The organism is Xanthomonas sp. DAR 35659 (assembly GCF_041242975.1).
In the GTDB taxonomy this organism is placed as follows: domain Bacteria; phylum Pseudomonadota; class Gammaproteobacteria; order Xanthomonadales; family Xanthomonadaceae; genus Xanthomonas_A; species Xanthomonas_A medicagonis.
The window spans coordinates 2,656,659-2,674,918 of the sequence record NZ_CP162488.1 but is presented as its reverse complement, the minus strand read 5'-3'; the positions used below and the strand labels follow the sequence as shown (position 1 = coordinate 2,674,918).

Below are 18,260 nucleotides of genomic sequence, written 5' to 3'. Positions count from 1 at the left end.
ACGTCCATGTTCGATTGGAAGAAACGCGGCCTGGTGTTCGCGACCGCACGCGACGGCGTCGGCGGCTGGATGCGGCACTCGGCGCTGACCCCGACCCCGTACCGCCTGGACGACGCACTGATCCGCGTCTACGCCGGCTTTCGCGACGCGGCCGGGGTCAGCCGCATCGGCTACGTCGACGTGCGCGGCGACGATCCCACCCAGGTGGTGCGGGTCGGCGCGCAGCCGGTGCTGGACATCGGCCGCGACGGCTGCTTCGACGACAACGGCATGATCCTCGGCGACGTGGTGGCCGCGCCGGATGGGCTGTACATGTTCTACGTCGGCTTCCAGCGCGTGGCCAAGGCCAAGTTCCTGGCCTTTACCGGCCTGGCGGTCTCCACCGATGGCGGCGAGACCTTCCAGCGCCGCCAGGACACGCCGCTGCTGGAACGCGCGCCCGGCCGCAGCACCATCGCCGCGGTGCATTCGGCGCGCTACGAGGATGGCCGCTGGCGGCTGTGGTACGCGGTCGGCGACGACTGGGAATGGATCGACGGCGCGCCGTTCCCGCGCTACCACATCCGCTATGCCGAGACCGACGACCTGCAGGCGATCCCGCGCCAGGACACGGTCTGCCTGCAGCCGCAGGGCAGCGAATACCGCATCGGCCGGCCACGCGTGTACCGCCACGGCCGCGGCTACCTGATGTACTTCACCCGCGGCAATCGCGACGGCGCCTATTTCCCCGGGGTCGCGCGCAGCGACGACGGCCGTCGATGGGAGCGCTGCGACGCGGCCCTGGGCCTGACCCTGTCGGACGACGGCTGGGACGCGCACACGTTGTGCTACCCGGCGCTGATCCGGCACGGCGACAGCGCCTTGCTGTTCTACAACGGCAACGCCATGGGGCACGACGGTTTCGGCGTGGCGGTGGCGCCCATCGCGCACGGCGCAGGCGAGGGCGGCGATGTTATCGGTTAGAGCCTACACGCCCGCCGACGCGCCGGCCTGGGACGCCCTGGTCGCCGAGTCCCGCAACGGCAACCTGCTGCACCGGCGCGGCTACATGGACTACCACGCCGAACGCTTCGTCGATGCCTCGTTGCTGGTCGAGCGCGACGGTGCGCTGGTGGCGGTGTTCCCGGCCAACCTGGACGGCACGCGCGTGGTCAGCCATGCCGGGCTGAGCTATGCCGGGCTGTTGTCGGCGCACGGCCTGCGCGCGACGGCGACGCTGGAGGCGTTCGAGCGGATCGCGGCGCACTACCGCGCCCGCGGCGCGCACGAACTGCTGTACAAGGCGGTGCCGCACCTGTTCCACGCCTCGCCCGCGGAAGAGGATCTCTACGCCCTGCACAGGCTCGGCGCACGCCTGCAACGGCGCGACCTGTCCTCGGCGATCGCCTTGCGCGAGCCGCTGCGCTTCGCCGCCGAACGGCGGCGCTCGGTCGGCAAGGCGCGCAAGGCCGGCCTGCGCGTGCAGCGCAACGACGATCCGACGCAGTTCCATGCGCTGCTGAGCGAGGTGCTGCAGCGTCATGGCGCCAGCCCGACGCATAGCCTGCAGGAACTGCGCCTGCTGTGCGGGCGCTTTCCCGAGCACCTGGTGCTGTACGAAGTGCGCGACGGCCAGACCCTGCTGGCGGCTACGCTGCTGTACGACTTCGGCCGCGTGGTGCACACCCAGTACCTGGCCTGCGCCGAGCAGGGCCGCCGCGTGGATGCCTTGAGCCTGCTGCTGGCCGAACTGATCGAGCACGTCTACGCGCAGCGCGACTATTTCAGCCTCGGCATCTCCACCGAACGGCAGGGCCAGGGACTCAACGCCGGCCTGGTCGAGCAGAAGGAGCGCTTCGGCGCGCGCGCCGTGGTCCACGATTTCTACGCCTGGGATCTCCGATGAGCGTGCCGTTCCTGGACCTGCGCGCGCTCAACGCCCGCTACGCCGACGAACTGAAGGCGGCGGCGGCGCGAGTGATCGACTCCGGCTGGTACGTGCTGGGCGAGGAGCTGGAGGCGTTCGAGGGCGAGTTCGCCGCGTATTGCGGCAACCGCCATGCGATCGGCGTGGGCAACGGCATGGACGCGCTGACCCTGATCCTGCGCGGCTACCGCGACCTGGGCCGGCTGCGCGACGACGACGAAGTGATCGTGCCGGGCAACACCTTCATCGCCAGCTTCCTGGCGATCAGCGAGAACCGCCTGCGGCCGGTGCCGGTGGAGCCGGACCCGCACAGCTTCAATCTGGACCCGGACTGCGTGGAGCGCGCGATCGGGCCGCGCACGCGGGCGATCATGGCCGTGCATCTGTACGGGCAACTGGCCGACATGCAGGCACTGCAGGCGCTGGCGCGGCGCCACGGCTTGCTGCTGATCGAGGACGCGGCGCAGGCGCATGGCGCGCGCCTGCACGGACACCACGCCGGCAGCTTCGGCGATGCCGCCGGCTTCAGCTTCTTTCCCGGCAAGAACTTGGGCGCGCTGGGCGACGGCGGCGCGGTGGTCACCGACGATGCGCAACTGGCGGCGCGGATCCGGATGCTGCGCAACTACGGCTCGGACATCAAGTACCGGCACCTGGTGCAAGGCGTGAATTCGCGCCTGGACGAGATGCAGGCGGCGCTGCTGCGGGTCAAGCTGAAATACCTGGATGCCGACATTGCGCGGCGCCGCGCCATCGCGCAGCGCTACCGCGCCGGCATCGTCCACCCGCGGATCCAGGTGCCGCAGGTACGCGACGAGGCGCGGCATGCCTGGCACCTGTTCGTGGTGCGCTGCGCGCGGCGCGATGCGCTGCAACGTCACCTGCTGGCCAGCGGCATCCAGTGCCTGGTGCACTATCCGCTGCCGCCGCACCGGCAACCGGCGTATGCCGCCCTGAGCGGACACCGCCTGCCGCTGTGCGAGCGGTTGCAGGACGAAGTGCTGAGCCTGCCGATCGGGCCGACCCTGGACGCGGAGGCGGTGGAGCGGGTGATCGCCGCCTGCCTGGCCTTCGAGGCGACGCCGGCATGAACGTCGTGCGCAGCGGCCTGTACAGCGGCGTGGCCACCGCGGCCAAGCTGCTGGCCGCGCTGCTGGTACTGAAGCTGGTCGCGGTCTATGCCGGGCCGGCCGGCGTGGCCCGGCTCGGCCAGTTCACCAGCCTGATGTCGCTGCTGGCGGTGCTGGCCGGTGGCGGCATCGGCGCGGGCATCGTCAAGTACGTGGCCGAGTACCGCGACGACGCGCCGGCGCTGGCGCGGCTGCTGGGCACGGCGCTGGGCTATGCCTGCTGCGCCGCCTGCGCGATGGGCGTGGTCGCGCTACTGCTCAGCGAGCAGATCGCGCAGCGCCTGCTCGGCGATCCGCGCTACCAGAGCCTGATCTGCGTGCTGGCCGTGGCCCAGCTCGGCATCGCCCTGGTCAACTACGTGCTGGCCGTGGTCAACGGCTTCATGGACGTGCGCCGGCTGGCCTTCATCCAGGTCGCCGGCGCGGTGCTCAGCGTGCTGGTGGTGCTGTGGCTGTCGCGCTGGCTGCAATTGTATGGCGCGCTGCTGGGCCTGGTCGCCGGGCAGGTGCTGTGGCTGTGCGCCGCGGTGCCGGCGCTGCGGCGCAGCGCCTACTTCCGCCGCGAGATGCTGCGCATCCGCTTCGACCCGGAAATGACCCGGCGCCTGGCCGCGTTCTCGGTGATGACGCTGACCTCGGCGCTGCTGCCGCTGCTGGTCAACATCGGCGTGCGCGACCACCTGGCCGGCAGGTTCGGCTGGCAACAGGTGGGCTACTGGCAGGCGGTGAGCAAGGTCTCCGAGGCCTACCTGCTGTTCTTCACCACCGCGATCAACGTCTACTACCTGCCCAAGCTGGCGGCGCTGCGCGCCCGCGCTGGCCTGCTGCGGGAACTGCGCACCGCCTACCGCTACGTCCTGCCGGCGGTGGTCGCGGCGGCCGCTGCGATCTACCTGTGCCGCGATTGGGTCACCCGGCTGCTGTTCGCCGCCGACTTCGCCGCCGCCGCGCCGCTGTACGCGCCGCAACTGGTCGGCGACGTGATCAAGATCGCCGCCTTCGTGCTGTCCTACCTGATGCTGGCCAAGGCGATGACGCGGCTGTTCGTGGTCTCCGAATGCGTGTTCGCCGCCAGCTATCTGGGGCTGGTCTACCTGTTCACCGCGCGCATGGGCCTGATCGGCGCCGCGTACGCGTTCGCCGTCAACTACGCGCTGTACCTGGCGTTCAACATCGTGGTGGTGCGGCGCTATCTGGGAGGGTTGCGTTGATGGACGCGCACGCAGTGCATGGCGATTTGCCGCGGGTGTCGGTGCTGATCCCGGCGTTCAACCACGAACGCTTCGTGCAGCGCTGCCTGGACAGCGTGCTGGAGGATCCGTACCCGAACAAGGAGATCGTGATCGTCGACGACGGCTCCAGCGACGCCACCCCGGCGCGCATCGCCGAGTGGATCGCGCAGCATGGAGAGCGTCTGCCGGTGCGGTTCTGGCAGCGCGAGAACCGCGGCATCGCCGCCACCCTGAACCACCTGGTGGCGATGGCCAGCGGCGAGTTCCTGCGCCTGGGCGCCAGCGACGACTATCTGCTGCCCGGCGGCCTGGCGGCGCAGGTCGCGTACCTGCGCGCGTCGCCAAACAAGCAGGCGGTGATCGGCGATGCGGTGGTGGTCGACGCCGACGGGCGCCTGTTGCACCAAAGCAGCATGCGCGACCTGCACGGCGTGGACAAACGCCTGTACCTGAGCGATGCCGGCATCCGCCGCGCGGTGATCCGCCACTGGGCGGTGAGCGGGGCGGTGGCCCTGGTCCGGCGCAGCGCGCTGCAGGCGCGGGTGGCGTGGGACGAGGAACTGCACATCGAGGACTGGGACTTCTTCCTGCGCCTGGTCGCGCGCGACGCGCTGGGCTTCATCGACGTCGGCGTCTGCGCCTACCGCCTGCACGGCGCCAACGCCAGCCGTACCCGACATCTGCCCAGCCGCCTGGCCAACCTGGCCGAATCGCGCCGGGTGGCGCTGCGCCGCGCCGCGTTGTTCGATGCGCCGTGCCGCACCCTGCTGCATGCGCAGGCGCACTACATCGCGGCCAAGATCGCGTTCCTGCGGCGGCAGCCGCTGGCGCTGGGCGGTCACCTGCTGGCGCATGCCGGGTTGTCGCTGCTGGCGCGGCTGCAACCCGCGACGCAGGCGCCGGTGGCGGAACGCGCATGAACCGGCTGCTGCGCGTGCCGTCGGCGTACTTCGGCCTGCCGTTGCTGTTCAGTTGCGCGCTGACCCTGCTCAGCTTCGACCTGCCGCCGGGCTATCTGGCCGGCATTGCGCTGCTGGCGGCGGCCGCGGCCGCGATGCTGGTGTCGGACGCGCTGCACGGCATCCGCCTGCCGCCGCTGGCGGCGTTCCGCGCGCGGCGCTATGCCGGTACGCGCGAATCCTTCGTGGCCCTGTGCCTGGCCGCGCTGGTCGGCGTGTTCTGCGTGCTGGACCTGGCGTTGTTCCCGATCCCGCTGTTCACCGATCCGTCCGCATACGCCACGCTGAGCCCGGCGCAGTCGCACGTGCGGCACCTGTCGAACATGTGCTGGATCCTGCCGCCGATCGCGCTGCTGTGCGTGCGCAACCGCACGCTGCGCAACGGCATGATCGTCGCCGGCTTCGTGTTCCCGATCCTGGTGATCGACCGCAACCGCATCTTCGCCGGCCTGTTCAGCTTCGCCTTGCTCCTGCTGCTGCGCCGCGACCCGGCACGGCCGCTGCCGTGGAAACCCATCGTCGCCTTGCTGGTGGCCGGCGCCACGGTGTTCTCGGTGCTGGGCAGTCTGCGCTCGGGCTCGCTGGAGTCGGTGACGTTGCCCTTCAGCGCCCTGTACCGCGCCGCGCCGGAGGGCATCAAGTGGCTGCTGCTGTACATCGGCGCCGGGCCGTACAACTTCGGCGCGATGCTGGCCAAGGCGTACGTCAACGCCAGCTTCCTGATCAACCAGGTGGTGCCGCTGAGCGGCTCCATCGCCACCGCCGGCACCGGCATTCCGCTGGATGCGCCGAACATCAATGTCGGCACCGAATTCTTCCCGTTCCTGCTGGCCGGCGGCGCCGGCGCCGCGCTGGCGTCGATGCTGGCGTTGTATGCGGCCTTGCTGTGGAGCGTGCGCCTGCTCGGCGCCACGGTCGGCCTGTTCAACCTGCTGGTGTTCCTGCGCCTCGCCTATGCCTGCCTGATGGCGCCGTTCGCGCCGCAGGCCTTCACCTGGACCAACGCCGGCTTCATCGCGCTGTGCCTGGTCCTGCACGCCTGCAGCGCGCTGCTGCCGAACCGCCGCGCCGCGCTGGCGCAGGGCGGGGCAGGGCGGGCGCTCCCCCTTCTCCCCGGACCCACGCTGCCATGAAAGAAGACGAAATCTACCTGATCGACCTGTGGCGGATCCTGCGCCGCGAATGGCGCTGGTGCCTGCTGCCGCTGCTCGCCGCACTGGCGCTGGGTTTCGCGTTCCTGCACGTCGCCACGCGGCAGTGGCAGGCCACCGCCTGGGTGCAGGTCGGCGAATTCGGCCCGACCCCGGCCGGACGCGATCCCAAGCTGGAGCCGTTCCAGCGCGTGATCGACCGGATCAAGACCCGCCTGTTCCAGGATCAGGTGCTGCGGCGCCTGCGCCTGCCATTGGACGGGCGCGCGGCCGCGCTGTACCGCAGCAGTCTGAAGTTGGACCCCGATCCCTACGCCAACCTGATCCAGCTGAGCCTGCGCGCGGACTCCGCGCAGCAGGCGCGCGCCCTGGCCACGGCGACGACGCTGGAACTGCAGACGCTGCATCGCCGTATCCAGGCCGCACCGCTGCGGCAGGCGCGCGAGCGCCTGCAGGACATCGAGAGCGAGCTGGCCGCCGCGCAGGCCGACCGCGCGCGCCTGCTGCAGGAACAGGGCAAGGGCGGCGTCGAGCAGCAATTGCTCGGCAACCTGCTGCTGTCGGAGAAGAACACCGCGATCCGTGGGCTCAAATCCGAGTGCGACGATCTGCTCGCGCGGCTCGGCGAACGCTTTACCTACGACACCTCCGCGCCGTGGCCGGCCTACGTGCCGGAGCGTGCGGCGTTCCCCAATCCGCTGCTGGTGCTGGCGGTGGCGCTGATGCTGGGGGGCGGCCTGGGCGTGTTCGCCGCGATCGTGCGCGACGCACTGCGGCGGCGCGGTCGCGGCGGCGCCGTCCAGGCCGTGCCGGTTGGCGCCGAAGGTTGAGCGCAGCGGCACATCGCCGGCGCGGTCGCCGATTCAACCAAATGCGGCGCGGTCCGCACTCACGGGGGTACCGTGCGATCCGCGCTTGCGGCCGACACGGCGGTTCCCGGCGACGCCGGCTGGCGAGTGGAGAGTGGATGTGAGTGCGAATGGCAAACCTGGCGCCGCGGCGCGCGCGGCGACGATCGACCCGGCGCAGTTGCTGGAGACCCAGCGCGCCTTCGACAGCGTCGCGGCCGACTACGACGGCCCGCGCGGCAACAACGAACTGATCCAGCGCATGCGCGGCACGCTGTGGAACACGGTGGCCACGCAACTGCCGATCGGCGCGCGGTTGATCGACCTGGGCTGCGGCACCGGCCTGGACGCCCACGAGTTCGCCCGCCGCGGCTATCGCGTGCTGGCCACCGACTGGTCGCCGCAGATGGTGGCGCGCACCCGGCAACGCGCGCAGGATCCGGCGCTGCACGGCCGGCTCAGCGCCGCGCACGTCGGCATCCAGCAACTGGATCGGCTGGACGGCGAGTTCGACGGCATGTACTCCAACTTCGGCCCGCTCAACTGCGCCCCGGACCTGCCGGCGGTCGCCGCCGAATGCGCGCGCCTGCTGCGCCGCGACGGGCGCCTGGTGTTCTCGGTGATCGGGCGGCTGTGCCCGTGGGAACTGGGCCACTACGCGCTGCGCGGCCGCTTCCGCCGCGCAGCGGTGCGCGCCGCGCGCGGGGCCACCGCGGTGGGCATGAACGGACACACGATCTGGACCTGGTACTACCTGCCGCGCGAGTTCTACCGCGCCTTCGCCGCGCATTTCGACCTCGACTCCTACCGCGCGCTCAGCCTGTGCCTGCCGCCGCCGTACCTGGTCGACCACTACCGGCGCCACCCGCGCTGGGGCGAGCGCCTGGGCCGCCTCGACGACCGCATCGGCGGCTGGCCGCTGCTGCGCGACATGGGCGACCACTTCCTGATCGTGATGCGCAAGCGCTGACCATGCGCGCCGAATTCGCCGCCGTCGATCTGTGCCTGCGCGGCGCGCGCATCGTCACCCCGACCGGGGCCGTGCGCGCGCCGTTGGCGGTGCACGGCGCGCGCATCGGTGCGACGCCGTCCGCCGCCGCAATCCCGATCGCCTTGCACGGGCACCTGGTGCTTCCCGGGCTGATCAATGCGCACGAGCACCTGCAGGTCAACGCGGTGCCGCCGCTGCCGCAGACCGCGCCGTTCGCCAACAGCTATGCCTGGATCGACGCCTTCGCCGCGCACTTTCGCGACCCGGCGGTGGTGGCCGCCCTGCAAGTGCCCAAGGCGCTGCGGCTGCGCCATGGCGCGCTGAAGAATCTGCTTGCCGGCGTCACCTGCGTGGCCCAGCACGACCCCTGGCACGCCGAACTGGATGCGGCGGACTTCCCGGTCGCGCTGTTGCGCGAGTTCGGCTGGAGCTACGCCCTGCACGGTCCCGCCTACGGCCCACCGGTGACGCAGAGCTTCGCCGCGACGCCGTCCGAGCAGCCGTGGATGATCCACCTGGCCGAAGGCACCGATGCGGTCGCCGCCGGCGAACTGGACGACCTGGCGCGGCTTGGCTGCCTGGCTGCCAACAGCGTGCTGATCCACGGCGTCGGCCTGGGCGAGGGGGACATCGCGCGCATCCTCGCCTGCGGCGCCGCGGTGGTGTGGTGCCCGTCGAGCAACCTGGCGCTGCTCGGCCGCACCCTGGATCCACGCCGACTGCACGCGGCCGGGCGCCTGGCGCTGGGCAGCGACTCGCGGCTGAGCGGCGCGCGCGACTTGCTCGAGGAACTGCGCGTGGCCACCGAGCACGGCCTGGAGGCCGGACAGGCGCTGGCGCTGGCGAGCACCGCGGCGGCGCGCATCCTGCGCCTGCGCGGGCGTGGCCATCTGACGCCCGGCGCCGCCGCGGACCTGGTGGTCGTCGGCGACCGCGGCGGCGATCCGGCGCAGAGCCTGGTCGGGCTGCGCCGCAGCGAACTGCGCGCCGTCGTGCGAGATGGCCGCCCGCGCATCGCCGATCCGGATTTCGTCGACTGGTTCGCCGCCACCGGGGTGGCGGCGGTGCCGGTCACGCTGGACGGCGTGCCGAAGCTGCTGGCCGCCGACCTGGCCGACCCGGCGCTGCTCGCGCTCGAACCCGGCCTGGAACCGCGCCGCCACGCACCGCGCGCCGCGACGTCCGAGGCCATGCAGGCGTGCAACGCATGAGCGCCGTACCGACCCTAGACCCGTTCGACGCCTACGCGCTGTGGGCGGCGAGCTATCCCGCGCATGCGCACAATCCGGTGATGCAGGCCGAGCAGCGCGCCATGCTGGCCTTGCTGCCGCCGGCGCTGCACGGTCAGCGCGTGCTCGATGCCGGCTGCGGCAGCGGCCGCTACCTGCTGCAGGCGCTGGCGCGCGGCGCGGGCCATGCCACCGGCGTGGACCTGTCGCCGCAGATGCTCGCGCGTGCCGCGCAGGAACTGGAGACCGCCGGCGGCCACGCGCGCTACAGCTTGCGCCAGGGCAGCGTGGAGGCCCTGCCGGTGGCCGATGCCGACGCCGACCTGAGCATCTGCGCACTGGTGCTGGGCCACCTGCCGCAGTTGCTGCCGGCGCTGGCCGAACTGCGCCGCGCCACCCGCCCGGGCGGCAGCCTGCTGTGCAGCGACGTGCACCCGATCGGCCATGCACTGGGCTGGCGCCGCGATTTCAAGGCCGACGGCCGCCACTACGCGGTGCGCCACACCCAGCACCTCTACAGCCACTGGCATGCGGCCTGCGCCGCGCTGGGGCTGGCGATCGAAGCGGTGCACGAACCGATGCTCGATCCCGTCGACATTCCCGCCGGCGCGCACTTCGACCCTGCCGCGTTGCAGGTGCCGGTGGCGCTGGTGTTCCGGCTGCGGCGCCTGCCGTGAGCCTCGCCCTGCGGTCCGCCACCATGCCTTCCACCCCGAACACGCTGCTGGTCAACCCGACCATCACCTCGCGCGGCAACGCGCGCTTCCCGCTGGCGCTGCTGAACCTGGCCGCGGCCCTGGACCGCCAGGGCGACAGCCGCATCATCGACGGCAACGTCGATCGCGATTTCATCGACACCGCGCTGCGGGCCTTGCAGGAACAGCGCTACGACGCGGTCGGCATCAGCGTCATGGGCGGGCCGCAGATCGCGCCGTCGATCGCGCTGTCCACGGCGATCCGCGAGCGCTTTCCGGCGATGCCGATCGTCTGGGGCGGCTACTTCCCCACGCTGTACACCGACACCGCGCTGAGCGCGCCCTACGTGGACTACGCGATCCGCGCGCAGGGCGAGGACACCTTGCCGGAACTGGTCGCGGCGCTGCGCGGCGAGGGTCCGGAACTGGCGCGGATCGACGGCCTGTCGTGGAAGCGCGACGGGGAGGTGGTGCACAACCGCAACCGCGGCTTCAGCCGCGGCGAGACGGCGCCGGCGCTGCCGTACGCCAAGCTCGGCGACCCGCGCCAGTACCTGGGCCGCAGCTTCCTCGGCCGCCGCACCGCCTCGCACCAGGCCGCGCTGGGCTGCCGCTTCCGCTGCACCTTCTGCGGCGTGGCGGCGATGTTCGGCGGCGCCACCGCGCTGCCCACCGCGGCGCGGCTGGAGCGCGAACTGCGCTACCTGAAGGAGGAACTGGGCGCCGACTCGATCCAGTTCTTCGACCACAACTTCTTCGACCGCGAGGCGGACATGATCCCGCTGCTGGAGGTGATGGCCAAGCTGGAGATGCCCTGGTGGTGCTATGCGCGCGCCGACGCGCTGCTCAACCTGTCCGAGAGCACCTGGGCGCTGGTGCGCAAGAGCCGCCTGCGCATGGCCTACATCGGCGCCGAATCGCCGAGCGGGGCGATGCTGAAGGAAATCCGCAAGGGCACGCGCCCGGACCAGACCCTGCAGGTGGCCGAGCTGTGCCGGCGCAACGGGGTGATCCCGGAACTGTCGTTCATGGTCGCGCCGCCGCAGGACAGCGTGCGCGAGACCGAGCAGACCTTCGAGTTCATCCGCGAACTCAAGCGCATCAATCCCCAGTCGGAAATCATTGTCTACGTGTACACGCCGCTGCCGGAGACCAGCCGCCACGAGAAGGACCGCGGCAAGCGCGCGGCGATGCCGCTGCTGGACCTGCACGGCGCACCGGTGGTGTTCCCGCGCACGCCCGAGGAATGGACCCAGCCGCAGTGGGTGGACTACGCCTGCCACGCCGACGCGCCCTGGCTGGACGACGCCCTGCGCCAGCGCATCCGCGACTTCGTCACCGTGCTCGGCTGCCGCTATCCCACCGCGCAGGACCTGCGTTCGCCGCGCTGGGCCAAGCGCGGGCTGAGCGCGATGGCGGCGTGGCGCTACCGCTACCGGCGCTACGACCGGCCGTGGGAACTGAACCTGGCCAACTGGCTGGTGAAGCTGCGCCGCCCGCAGGTGTCGGGCATCTAGGCCCGCCGCACGACCACGACAGCATGCACGTCGCACAGATCAATTTCGTCCGCACGCCGCCTGGACTGGCGCCGGCGCAGGTGTTCGCGCACTGGCCATCCCTGGGCGACATCTCCGAGGCGGTGGCCAGCGCCGGCACCCGCGTGTCGGTGATCCAGGCCGCGCACGGCACGGAGCAGTTGCTGCGCAACGGCGTGGAGTACCACTTCGCCGATGCAGGCGACGACGAAGACCGCCGCGTGGGAAATGTTGCCGGCATGGTGCGGGCGCTGGGCGCCGACGTGGTGCACGTGCACGGCCTGGAGTTCGCGCGCGAGGCCTGCGCGATGGCGCGGCGGTTGCCGCGGCTGCCGATCCTGCTGCAGGACCACGCCAATCGTCCGCCGCGCTGGTGGCGCCGCGGGCAGTGGCGGCAGTGGTACGCGGCCGCCGCGGGGATCGCCTTCACCTCGCTGGAGCTGGCGCGCGGCTTCGTGCAGGCCGGCCTGTTCGCGCCGTCCACGCGCCTGTTCGCGATTCCCGAATCCAGTTGCCGCTTCATGCCGGGCGACCAGGCGCAGGCGCGGCGCGACAGCGGCCTGCACGGCGCACCCTGCGTGCTGTGGGTCGGGCACCTCAGCGCCGGCAAGGATCCCTTGACCGTGCTCGACGGCGTGGCCCGCGCCGCCGCACGGCTGCCCGGACTGCAGTTGTTCTGCGCGTTCGGCAGCGCCCCGATGCGGGAGACGGTAGAGGACCGGATACAGCGCGATCCACGCCTGCGCGGCCGTGTGCACCTGCTGGGCAAGGTCGCGCATGCGCAGATCCAGACGCTGATGCGCGCGGCGGACCTGTTCGTGTCCGGCAGCCTGTCCGAGAGCTGCGGCTATGCGGCGCTGGAGGCGTTGGCCTGCGGCACGCCGCCGGTACTCACCGACATCCCGGCGTTCCGCGCGCTCACCGACTGCGGCCGCATCGGCGAACTGTGGCCGTGCGGCGACGCCGGCCTGCTCGCCGAGGCACTGGTGCACGCCGCCAGCGAACTGCCGGCGCCGGCCCGGGTTCGCGCCCATTTCGACGCGCAACTGTCGTTCGCGGCGGTTGGCCGGCGTTGGGCGCGCGCCTATGCGCAGTTGCTGGAGCAGCCTGCGCGGAGCGGCGCATGAAGCTGGCGCTGGTGGTGCCCGGCGGGGTCGATCGCAGCGGCGAGTACCGGGTGATCCCGGTGTTGCTGACCCTGATCGAACGCCTGGCGCGCATGCACGAGGTGCACGTCTTCGTCCTGCACCAGGAACCGGTACCGGCGCGTTGGGCGCTGCTCGGCGCGCACATCCACAACATCGGCGACGGCCGTACCCGGCGACGCGCCGTCGCCGCGATTCGCGCCGAGCACCGGCGGGCGCCGTTCGACCTGGTGCAGTCGATCTTTTCCGGCCATTGCAGCCTGATCGCGGTGGCCGCGGCACGCCTGTTGCGGCGGCCGAGCGCGGTGCACATCGCCGGCGGCGAACTGGTCGCATTGCACGCGATCGGCTATGGCGGACGGCGCAAGTGGCAGGGGCGGCTGCGCGAGGCGCTGGTGCTGCGACTGGCCGATGCGGTCACCGCGGCCAGCGCCCCGATCGTCGCCTCGCTGCAGGCGCTGGGCATCGCCGCCGACCGCGTTCCGCTGGGCGTGGACCTGCGCGCCTGGCCGCAGCGCGCACCGCGCCCGCGCACCGGCGGCCCGGCACGGCTGCTGCACGTCGCCAGCCTCAACCGGGTCAAGGACCAGCCGACCTTGCTGCGCGCCTTGGCGGCGCTGGCGCGGGCCGGGGTGGCGTTCGATCTCGATATCGTCGGCGTGGATACCCTCGATGGCGAGATGCAACGCCTGGCCGCGCACCTGGGGTTGTCGCAGCGGATCCGCTTCCTGGGCTTCAAGACCCAGCGCGACCTGCGTCCGCTGGTGGAAGCCGCCGACCTGCTGGTGCTGTCGTCACTGCACGAAGCCGGGCCGATGGTGCTGCTGGAAGCGGCAGTGGCCGGCGTACCGACCGTCGGCACCGCGGTCGGACACCTGCAGGAGTGGGCGCCGTCGGCGGCGCTGGCGGTGCCGACCGGCGACTGGGCCGGCCTGGCCGAGGCCTTGCGCCAGGTGCTGGCCGACGACGGCCTGCGCCTGCGCCTGGCCTGGTCGGCGCAGTGCATTGCCGTGCGCGAGGATGCAGACCACACCGCACGCAGCTTCAACGCGCTATATCGGCGGCTGTGCCCGGCGGCGTTCGAACGCACGCATTCCCTGTAGGAGCGGCTTCAGCCGCGACCGGGTCTTGCCGAGAAAGCGTCGCGGCTGAAGCCGCTCCTACAGGAGGTTACGTGGTTCCACCGCATACCCCTGCAAGGCGCTGCGCACCGCATACAGCGCATCCATCCGTGGCACCGGCCGCAGCAGGCGCAGCAGCAGACGCCGCCGTTGCGGCAGCGTGACCCACGCCTGGCCCTGCAACCACAGTTGTGTGCGGATCATGTCGGCGCGCTCCTGCCGGCTCTCCGCCGAGGGCCGCAGCCGCTGCCGCAGGTAGCGCGCCACCTCGCCGAACGAGCGCGCCCATTCGATCCCTGGCAATGCCGGCAGCCACAGCTGCGAACAGGAGACCCGGGTCAGATCGAATCGCCGCGAGGCCAGTCGCAGCAGCGGCGGGCAATGCGCGCGCAGCCGCGCCAGCACCGCCGTCGGAATCGCGTTGCGGTAGTAGCGCAGCACCAGCCGCAGCGGCGGCAGCGCCCACCATGGGGCGCCGTCGGCGTCGTCGCACAGCACCTGCCAGTCCTTGCCGCTCATGCGCGTGGCCAGCAGCGCGATATCGTGCAGATGCATCAACCGCAGGCTGCGGCTGCAAAGGCCGCCGGCCGCGTGCAACAGCAGATGGCTCATCAGCGCGCCGTTGGACGGATACGCGTTCAACCCAGGCCGGCTGTCGCGCGGGAAGACCCGCTCGCTGATATCGACCGTGGCCAGCGGCAGCCGCTCCTGGATGCGCGCATGCAGTTCGATGTTGATCGGCGTATCGCGATGCTCGCCGAGGCCGGCCACCGCTTGCGCGTGCAGTGGGCGGAAGGTCTGGTGCTTCCACTGCGCGAACTCGGCGACGTAGCCCAGTTGCTGCAGCAACGCGCCGACCCGCGCGGCGTCTTCGGCGCGCACCAGCAGATCGATGTCGGCCATCGGCCGGTCGCCGGCCAGGTACAGGCCGTTCGCGTGCAGGGCCGCGCCCTTCAGCGGCACGATCGCCACGCCGGCATCCTGCGCCAGCGCATCGATGCGCTCGAGCAAGCCGGCGATGCGCCGGTAGCGATCGCCCACATGCGCGCGTTGCTCGGCCAGGAACGCGCTCCAGTCGCGGTCCGGCCACACCGACAAGCGGCTCAGCAACGGCGCGATGCCGTGCGCGGCCGTCGCCGCCGCGGCCAGTTGCCATTGCAACCGGCTCCACTGCGGCATCGCGTTGCCTGGACGCGCCAGTTCCTGCGCCAGGGTTTCCGTGGCCAGGCGCAAGCCGGCGCCGATCCGCTTCAGCGGCGGCTGCGCGGCAGGGGTGGCGGCGGGGACATCGGCGGAGCAGGGCCGTTGCGCCTGGCCGGGCGCCTGCGCGCTCATGGGTGCTGCGCCAGTGGGATGCGGCGCGTGGCGGCCGGCACCGGCGCGACCGCGGTGCGATGCCGGCCTTCGCTGGCGATCAGCGCGTCCCACTGCGCCTCCAGCGCGGCGCGCGCCTGCGCATGCGCGTGCGGCGCGGCGGTGGCCTCGCTGCGCTGCAGGTCCACCTGGCGGTGCAGCAGGTCGCGCACGCGCCGGTAGAACTCCGAGTCGTAGGCGCCATGGAACATCATCGCCAGGTCGTCGCTGTCCTGCCAGTGGGTCTTGCGGCCGAGCTGATTCTTCACCTGCTGGTAGAACTTGGTCCCCGGCAGCGGATAGGACACGCTGACGCCGATGTCGTCCGGGCGCGCACGCGCCACCAGCGCGCGGGTGGCGAGGATGTCCTCCAATTGTTCGTCCAGATAGCCCAACTGCAGGAAGAAGCCGACGCGAATGCCCTGCGCGCCCAGGCGCTGGCGCGCGGCGATCACGTCCTCCACCGCGGTGCCCTTGGTCATCTTGTCGAGGATGCGCTGGCTGCCGCTCTCCGCGCCGATCCACGCCTCCGCGCAGCCGGCCCGCGCCAGGGCGGCGGCCATGCGCTCGCTGCCCAGGTCGGCGCGGGTCTGGATGGTGAAGGGCACCGAGCCGTCGGCCGCGGCCAGCACGTCGGCGAATTCTTCCACCCAGTCGATGTGGAAGCCGAAGATGTCGTCGGCCATCCAGATGTGGTCCGGGGCGAAGGCGCGCTTGAGGTGGATCATCTCCTCGGCCACTTCCGGCGCGCTGCGGCGCTTGTAGTGGTTGCCCCAGATCGGCTTGGCGCACCAGTTGCAGCGGAACGGGCAACCGCGCGAGGCGGCCATGTTCAGGCTGAAATGGCCATGCCGCTGCAGCCACAGGTCGCGGTAGCGCTGCATGTCCACCAGATCCCACGCGGCCAGGCCGGACAGCCGCGGATCCGGCGGGCGCGCGCCGATGTGCGCGCGCTTCAGTTCCGGCGCCGCGGCCGAGGCGACGTCGGCCACGCCGGCGAGCCAGTCCGCCACGGCGATGTCCGGCGCCTGCTGCAATCGCGCGACCAGCTCCAGCAACGGCGCGATGCCTTCGCCGACCAGGACCGCGTGAGCGCCCGCGGCCAGGAACGCCTCGGGATGGTCGGACGCGTCGGAGCCGGCGACGATCACGCGGCTGCCGCAGGCGCGCGCCTCGGCGATCATCTGGCAGGCGGCCTCGCGCATCCGGCTCAGGCACATCTTGGTCAGGAAATTGAAGTTGTCCTCGTAGAACACCACCAGGTCCGGCCGCGCCGCGCGCACCGCGGCCGGGTAGTCCTCCACGCCGTCGGCGAGCATCGCATCGAACAGCACCACCTCGTGCCCATGCCGGCGCAACAGCGTGGCTACCTGCAGCGTCGCCAGCGGCGGGTACGGCTTGCCGCGTTCCCATTGCTTGGGGTCGTAGCGCAGGAAGTAGGAATGGCTGACCTGGATCTTTGACATCGGCGGAAGGGTCTCGTTCGGCGCCATCGGCGGAGGCCGCAGCGCATGCAGCAGGGGCCGCGCACAGGTGGCCGTGCCGTAAGTGCCGCTGGCGCCGGCTTTGGTTGTCGCGCTGCGCATGCGCGCCGTTGAAACCCCGGACCCAGTGGGCGCGGACCGCCTGCGACGCGATCGCATCCCCTTCCACGAAAGCCCCGTTTCTCAATCTCCGCGCGATGGCGGCGTTGCCTTGCGCGCAGCGGCCGCTCGCCATCCAGCGCGATCAGGGCGCGCGGTCACCTCGCAACCTTTGCGCCCGCGGCGCGCACTCACGCGGTATCGACCCAATGGATCCCTGCCGATGCCTGTCTCGACCGCGCGCGCGCACCGCTGCAAGCCCGCGGCCAACGCCGACGTGGCGGACGCCGATGCCGCCGACGATCCCTTCCACGACCGGCTGCGGCGCGAGCATGTCCTCAGCAAGCAGGTGCTGGGCGGCCGCTTCCATTTCCGCAGCAACAGCCAGGCCCTGCTGGACCTGGTCGAAGCGGCGTTCGGCGATGTCCCGGCGCATCAGTTGCCCGGCGCGATCGAATTCCACATCGCGTTGAGCCTGGTGGCGCGCCGCGACGCGCCCTATGCGCTGGCATTGGCGCCACCGCCGGTCCGCACCCATTCCGGCGCCGGCGCGCTGTGCGGGGTCATCGATGCCGACAACTACATGATGCTGATGCCCGAACAGGGCAGGGCGTTGCTGGTGATCTCCGAGGACATGCTCGCCCATCCGTACCACCTGCGCTACGAACTGATCGAGTTCGCGGTGTTCGTGCTGGCCGCGCGCGGCATGGGCCTGGTGCCGCTGCATGGCGCCTGTGTCGGCAGGGAAGGGCGCGGCGTGCTGTTGTTGGGCGCCACCGGCTCGGGCAAGTCCACCCTGGCCCTGCACAGCCTGCTGCGCGGCCTGGACTTCCTCGCCGAAGACGCGCTGTTCGTCGATCCGCAGCGCATGCTGGCCACCGGCATCGGCAACTTCCTGCACCTGCGGCCGGAGGTGTCGCGGCTGGTCGACGACGCCACCCGTGCCTGGATCGCGGCCGCGCCGACGATCCATCGCCGCAGCGGCGTGGCCAAGTACGAGGTCGACATCCGCCACGGCCGCGCGCGCCTGGCGCCCGCGCCGCTGCACGTGGTCGCGGCGGTCTTCGTCTCGGCCACCATCGCGGCGGACCCGCGCCAGGTGTTGCAGCCGATCGACGCCGCAACGGTGCTGGAGCGTCTGACCGAAGATCAACCCTACGCCGCCGCGCAACCGGGGTGGTCGTTGTTCGCCCGGCAACTGCAGCGACTTGGCGTGTACGAACTGCAGCGCGGCACGCACCCGGACGCGTCGGTCGACGCCGTCCTGCGACTGCTGCGATGAGCCCGCGAGCGCGTTGCTGATGCGACTGATGCAGGCCCTCGCGCGCGAACCCCAACGCGGCGGCGCGAAGCGAACGCCGAGCCGCGCCTCCACGGGCGGT

General features: G+C 71.6%; 16 protein-coding genes. 14 read left to right on the top strand and 2 right to left on the bottom strand.

The genetic code is table 11. The features are described from left to right. Nucleotides 1-6 precede the first annotated feature (6 nt). The 13 genes from AB3X07_RS11235 (at nucleotide 7) to AB3X07_RS11175 (ending at nucleotide 13,924) form a co-directional block, all read left to right on the top strand. Nucleotides 7-963, top strand: a complete 957-nt coding sequence (locus tag AB3X07_RS11235; RefSeq protein WP_369944573.1) for a hypothetical protein — start codon at nucleotides 7-9, stop codon at nucleotides 961-963. After that, nucleotides 950-1,885 carry a GNAT family N-acetyltransferase gene (locus tag AB3X07_RS11230; protein WP_369944572.1) on the top strand — a complete coding sequence of 312 codons (936 nt, stop codon included), beginning with the start codon at nucleotides 950-952 and terminating at the stop codon, nucleotides 1,883-1,885. Before AB3X07_RS11235 ends, AB3X07_RS11230 begins: the two co-directional genes overlap by 14 nt. After that, entirely contained in the window at nucleotides 1,882-2,997 is a 1,116-nt protein-coding gene (locus AB3X07_RS11225) for a DegT/DnrJ/EryC1/StrS family aminotransferase (protein WP_369944571.1), read from the top strand. Before AB3X07_RS11230 ends, AB3X07_RS11225 begins: the two co-directional genes overlap by 4 nt. Then, the gene (locus AB3X07_RS11220) at nucleotides 2,994-4,247 is read left to right on the top strand and encodes an O-antigen translocase (protein WP_369944570.1); all 1,254 of its coding nucleotides are present in this window, start codon (nucleotides 2,994-2,996) and stop codon (nucleotides 4,245-4,247) included. The genes AB3X07_RS11225 and AB3X07_RS11220 overlap by 4 nt, the downstream gene beginning before the upstream one ends. Continuing rightward, nucleotides 4,247-5,188 (top strand): glycosyltransferase, encoded by a 942-nt coding sequence (locus AB3X07_RS11215; RefSeq protein ID WP_369944569.1) that lies wholly within the window; start codon nucleotides 4,247-4,249, stop codon nucleotides 5,186-5,188. Before AB3X07_RS11220 ends, AB3X07_RS11215 begins: the two co-directional genes overlap by 1 nt. Continuing rightward, a complete protein-coding gene (locus tag AB3X07_RS11210; protein ID WP_369944568.1) occupies nucleotides 5,185-6,360 on the top strand; it encodes a hypothetical protein in 1,176 nt (391 codons plus the stop codon). Before AB3X07_RS11215 ends, AB3X07_RS11210 begins: the two co-directional genes overlap by 4 nt. Continuing rightward, nucleotides 6,357-7,208 (top strand): Wzz/FepE/Etk N-terminal domain-containing protein, encoded by an 852-nt coding sequence (locus tag AB3X07_RS11205; RefSeq protein ID WP_369944567.1) that lies wholly within the window; start codon nucleotides 6,357-6,359, stop codon nucleotides 7,206-7,208. Before AB3X07_RS11210 ends, AB3X07_RS11205 begins: the two co-directional genes overlap by 4 nt. Nucleotides 7,209-7,347: 139 nt before the next feature. After that, on the top strand, nucleotides 7,348-8,196 hold the full coding sequence (locus AB3X07_RS11200; RefSeq protein WP_369944566.1) for a class I SAM-dependent methyltransferase: 849 nt from the start codon (nucleotides 7,348-7,350) through the stop codon (nucleotides 8,194-8,196). A gap of 2 nt (nucleotides 8,197-8,198) precedes the next feature. Then, nucleotides 8,199-9,428: an amidohydrolase family protein gene (locus tag AB3X07_RS11195; protein ID WP_369944565.1), complete on the top strand. Its 1,230-nt coding sequence runs from the start codon at nucleotides 8,199-8,201 to the stop codon at nucleotides 9,426-9,428. Next, nucleotides 9,425-10,123 carry a class I SAM-dependent methyltransferase gene (locus tag AB3X07_RS11190; protein ID WP_369944564.1) on the top strand — a complete coding sequence of 233 codons (699 nt, stop codon included), beginning with the start codon at nucleotides 9,425-9,427 and terminating at the stop codon, nucleotides 10,121-10,123. The genes AB3X07_RS11195 and AB3X07_RS11190 overlap by 4 nt, the downstream gene beginning before the upstream one ends. A gap of 23 nt (nucleotides 10,124-10,146) precedes the next feature. Next, nucleotides 10,147-11,658, top strand: coding sequence for a B12-binding domain-containing radical SAM protein (locus tag AB3X07_RS11185; protein WP_369944563.1), 1,512 nt, complete (start codon nucleotides 10,147-10,149; stop codon nucleotides 11,656-11,658). A gap of 23 nt (nucleotides 11,659-11,681) precedes the next feature. Beyond that, nucleotides 11,682-12,803: a glycosyltransferase family 4 protein gene (locus tag AB3X07_RS11180; RefSeq protein WP_369944562.1), complete on the top strand. Its 1,122-nt coding sequence runs from the start codon at nucleotides 11,682-11,684 to the stop codon at nucleotides 12,801-12,803. Further along, the gene (locus AB3X07_RS11175) at nucleotides 12,800-13,924 is read left to right on the top strand and encodes a glycosyltransferase family 4 protein (RefSeq protein ID WP_369944561.1); all 1,125 of its coding nucleotides are present in this window, start codon (nucleotides 12,800-12,802) and stop codon (nucleotides 13,922-13,924) included. The genes AB3X07_RS11180 and AB3X07_RS11175 overlap by 4 nt, the downstream gene beginning before the upstream one ends. A 57-nt stretch (nucleotides 13,925-13,981) precedes the next feature. Here AB3X07_RS11175 and AB3X07_RS11170 read toward each other — a convergent pair whose 3' ends face one another. Together AB3X07_RS11170 and AB3X07_RS11165 are read right to left on the bottom strand one after the other, a co-directional pair. After that, a complete protein-coding gene (locus tag AB3X07_RS11170; protein WP_369944560.1) occupies nucleotides 13,982-15,277 on the bottom strand; it encodes a nucleotidyltransferase family protein in 1,296 nt (431 codons plus the stop codon). Continuing rightward, nucleotides 15,274-16,761, bottom strand: a complete 1,488-nt coding sequence (locus AB3X07_RS11165; RefSeq protein ID WP_369944559.1) for a radical SAM protein — start codon at nucleotides 16,759-16,761, stop codon at nucleotides 15,274-15,276. The genes AB3X07_RS11170 and AB3X07_RS11165 overlap by 4 nt, the downstream gene beginning before the upstream one ends. Before the next feature lie 334 nt (nucleotides 16,762-17,095). On the opposite strand from AB3X07_RS11165, the gene AB3X07_RS11160 reads away from it, so the two are divergent. Further along, nucleotides 17,096-18,160 carry a serine kinase gene (locus AB3X07_RS11160; RefSeq protein ID WP_369944728.1) on the top strand — a complete coding sequence of 355 codons (1,065 nt, stop codon included), beginning with the start codon at nucleotides 17,096-17,098 and terminating at the stop codon, nucleotides 18,158-18,160. The last annotated feature ends 100 nt before the right edge of the window (nucleotides 18,161-18,260 follow it).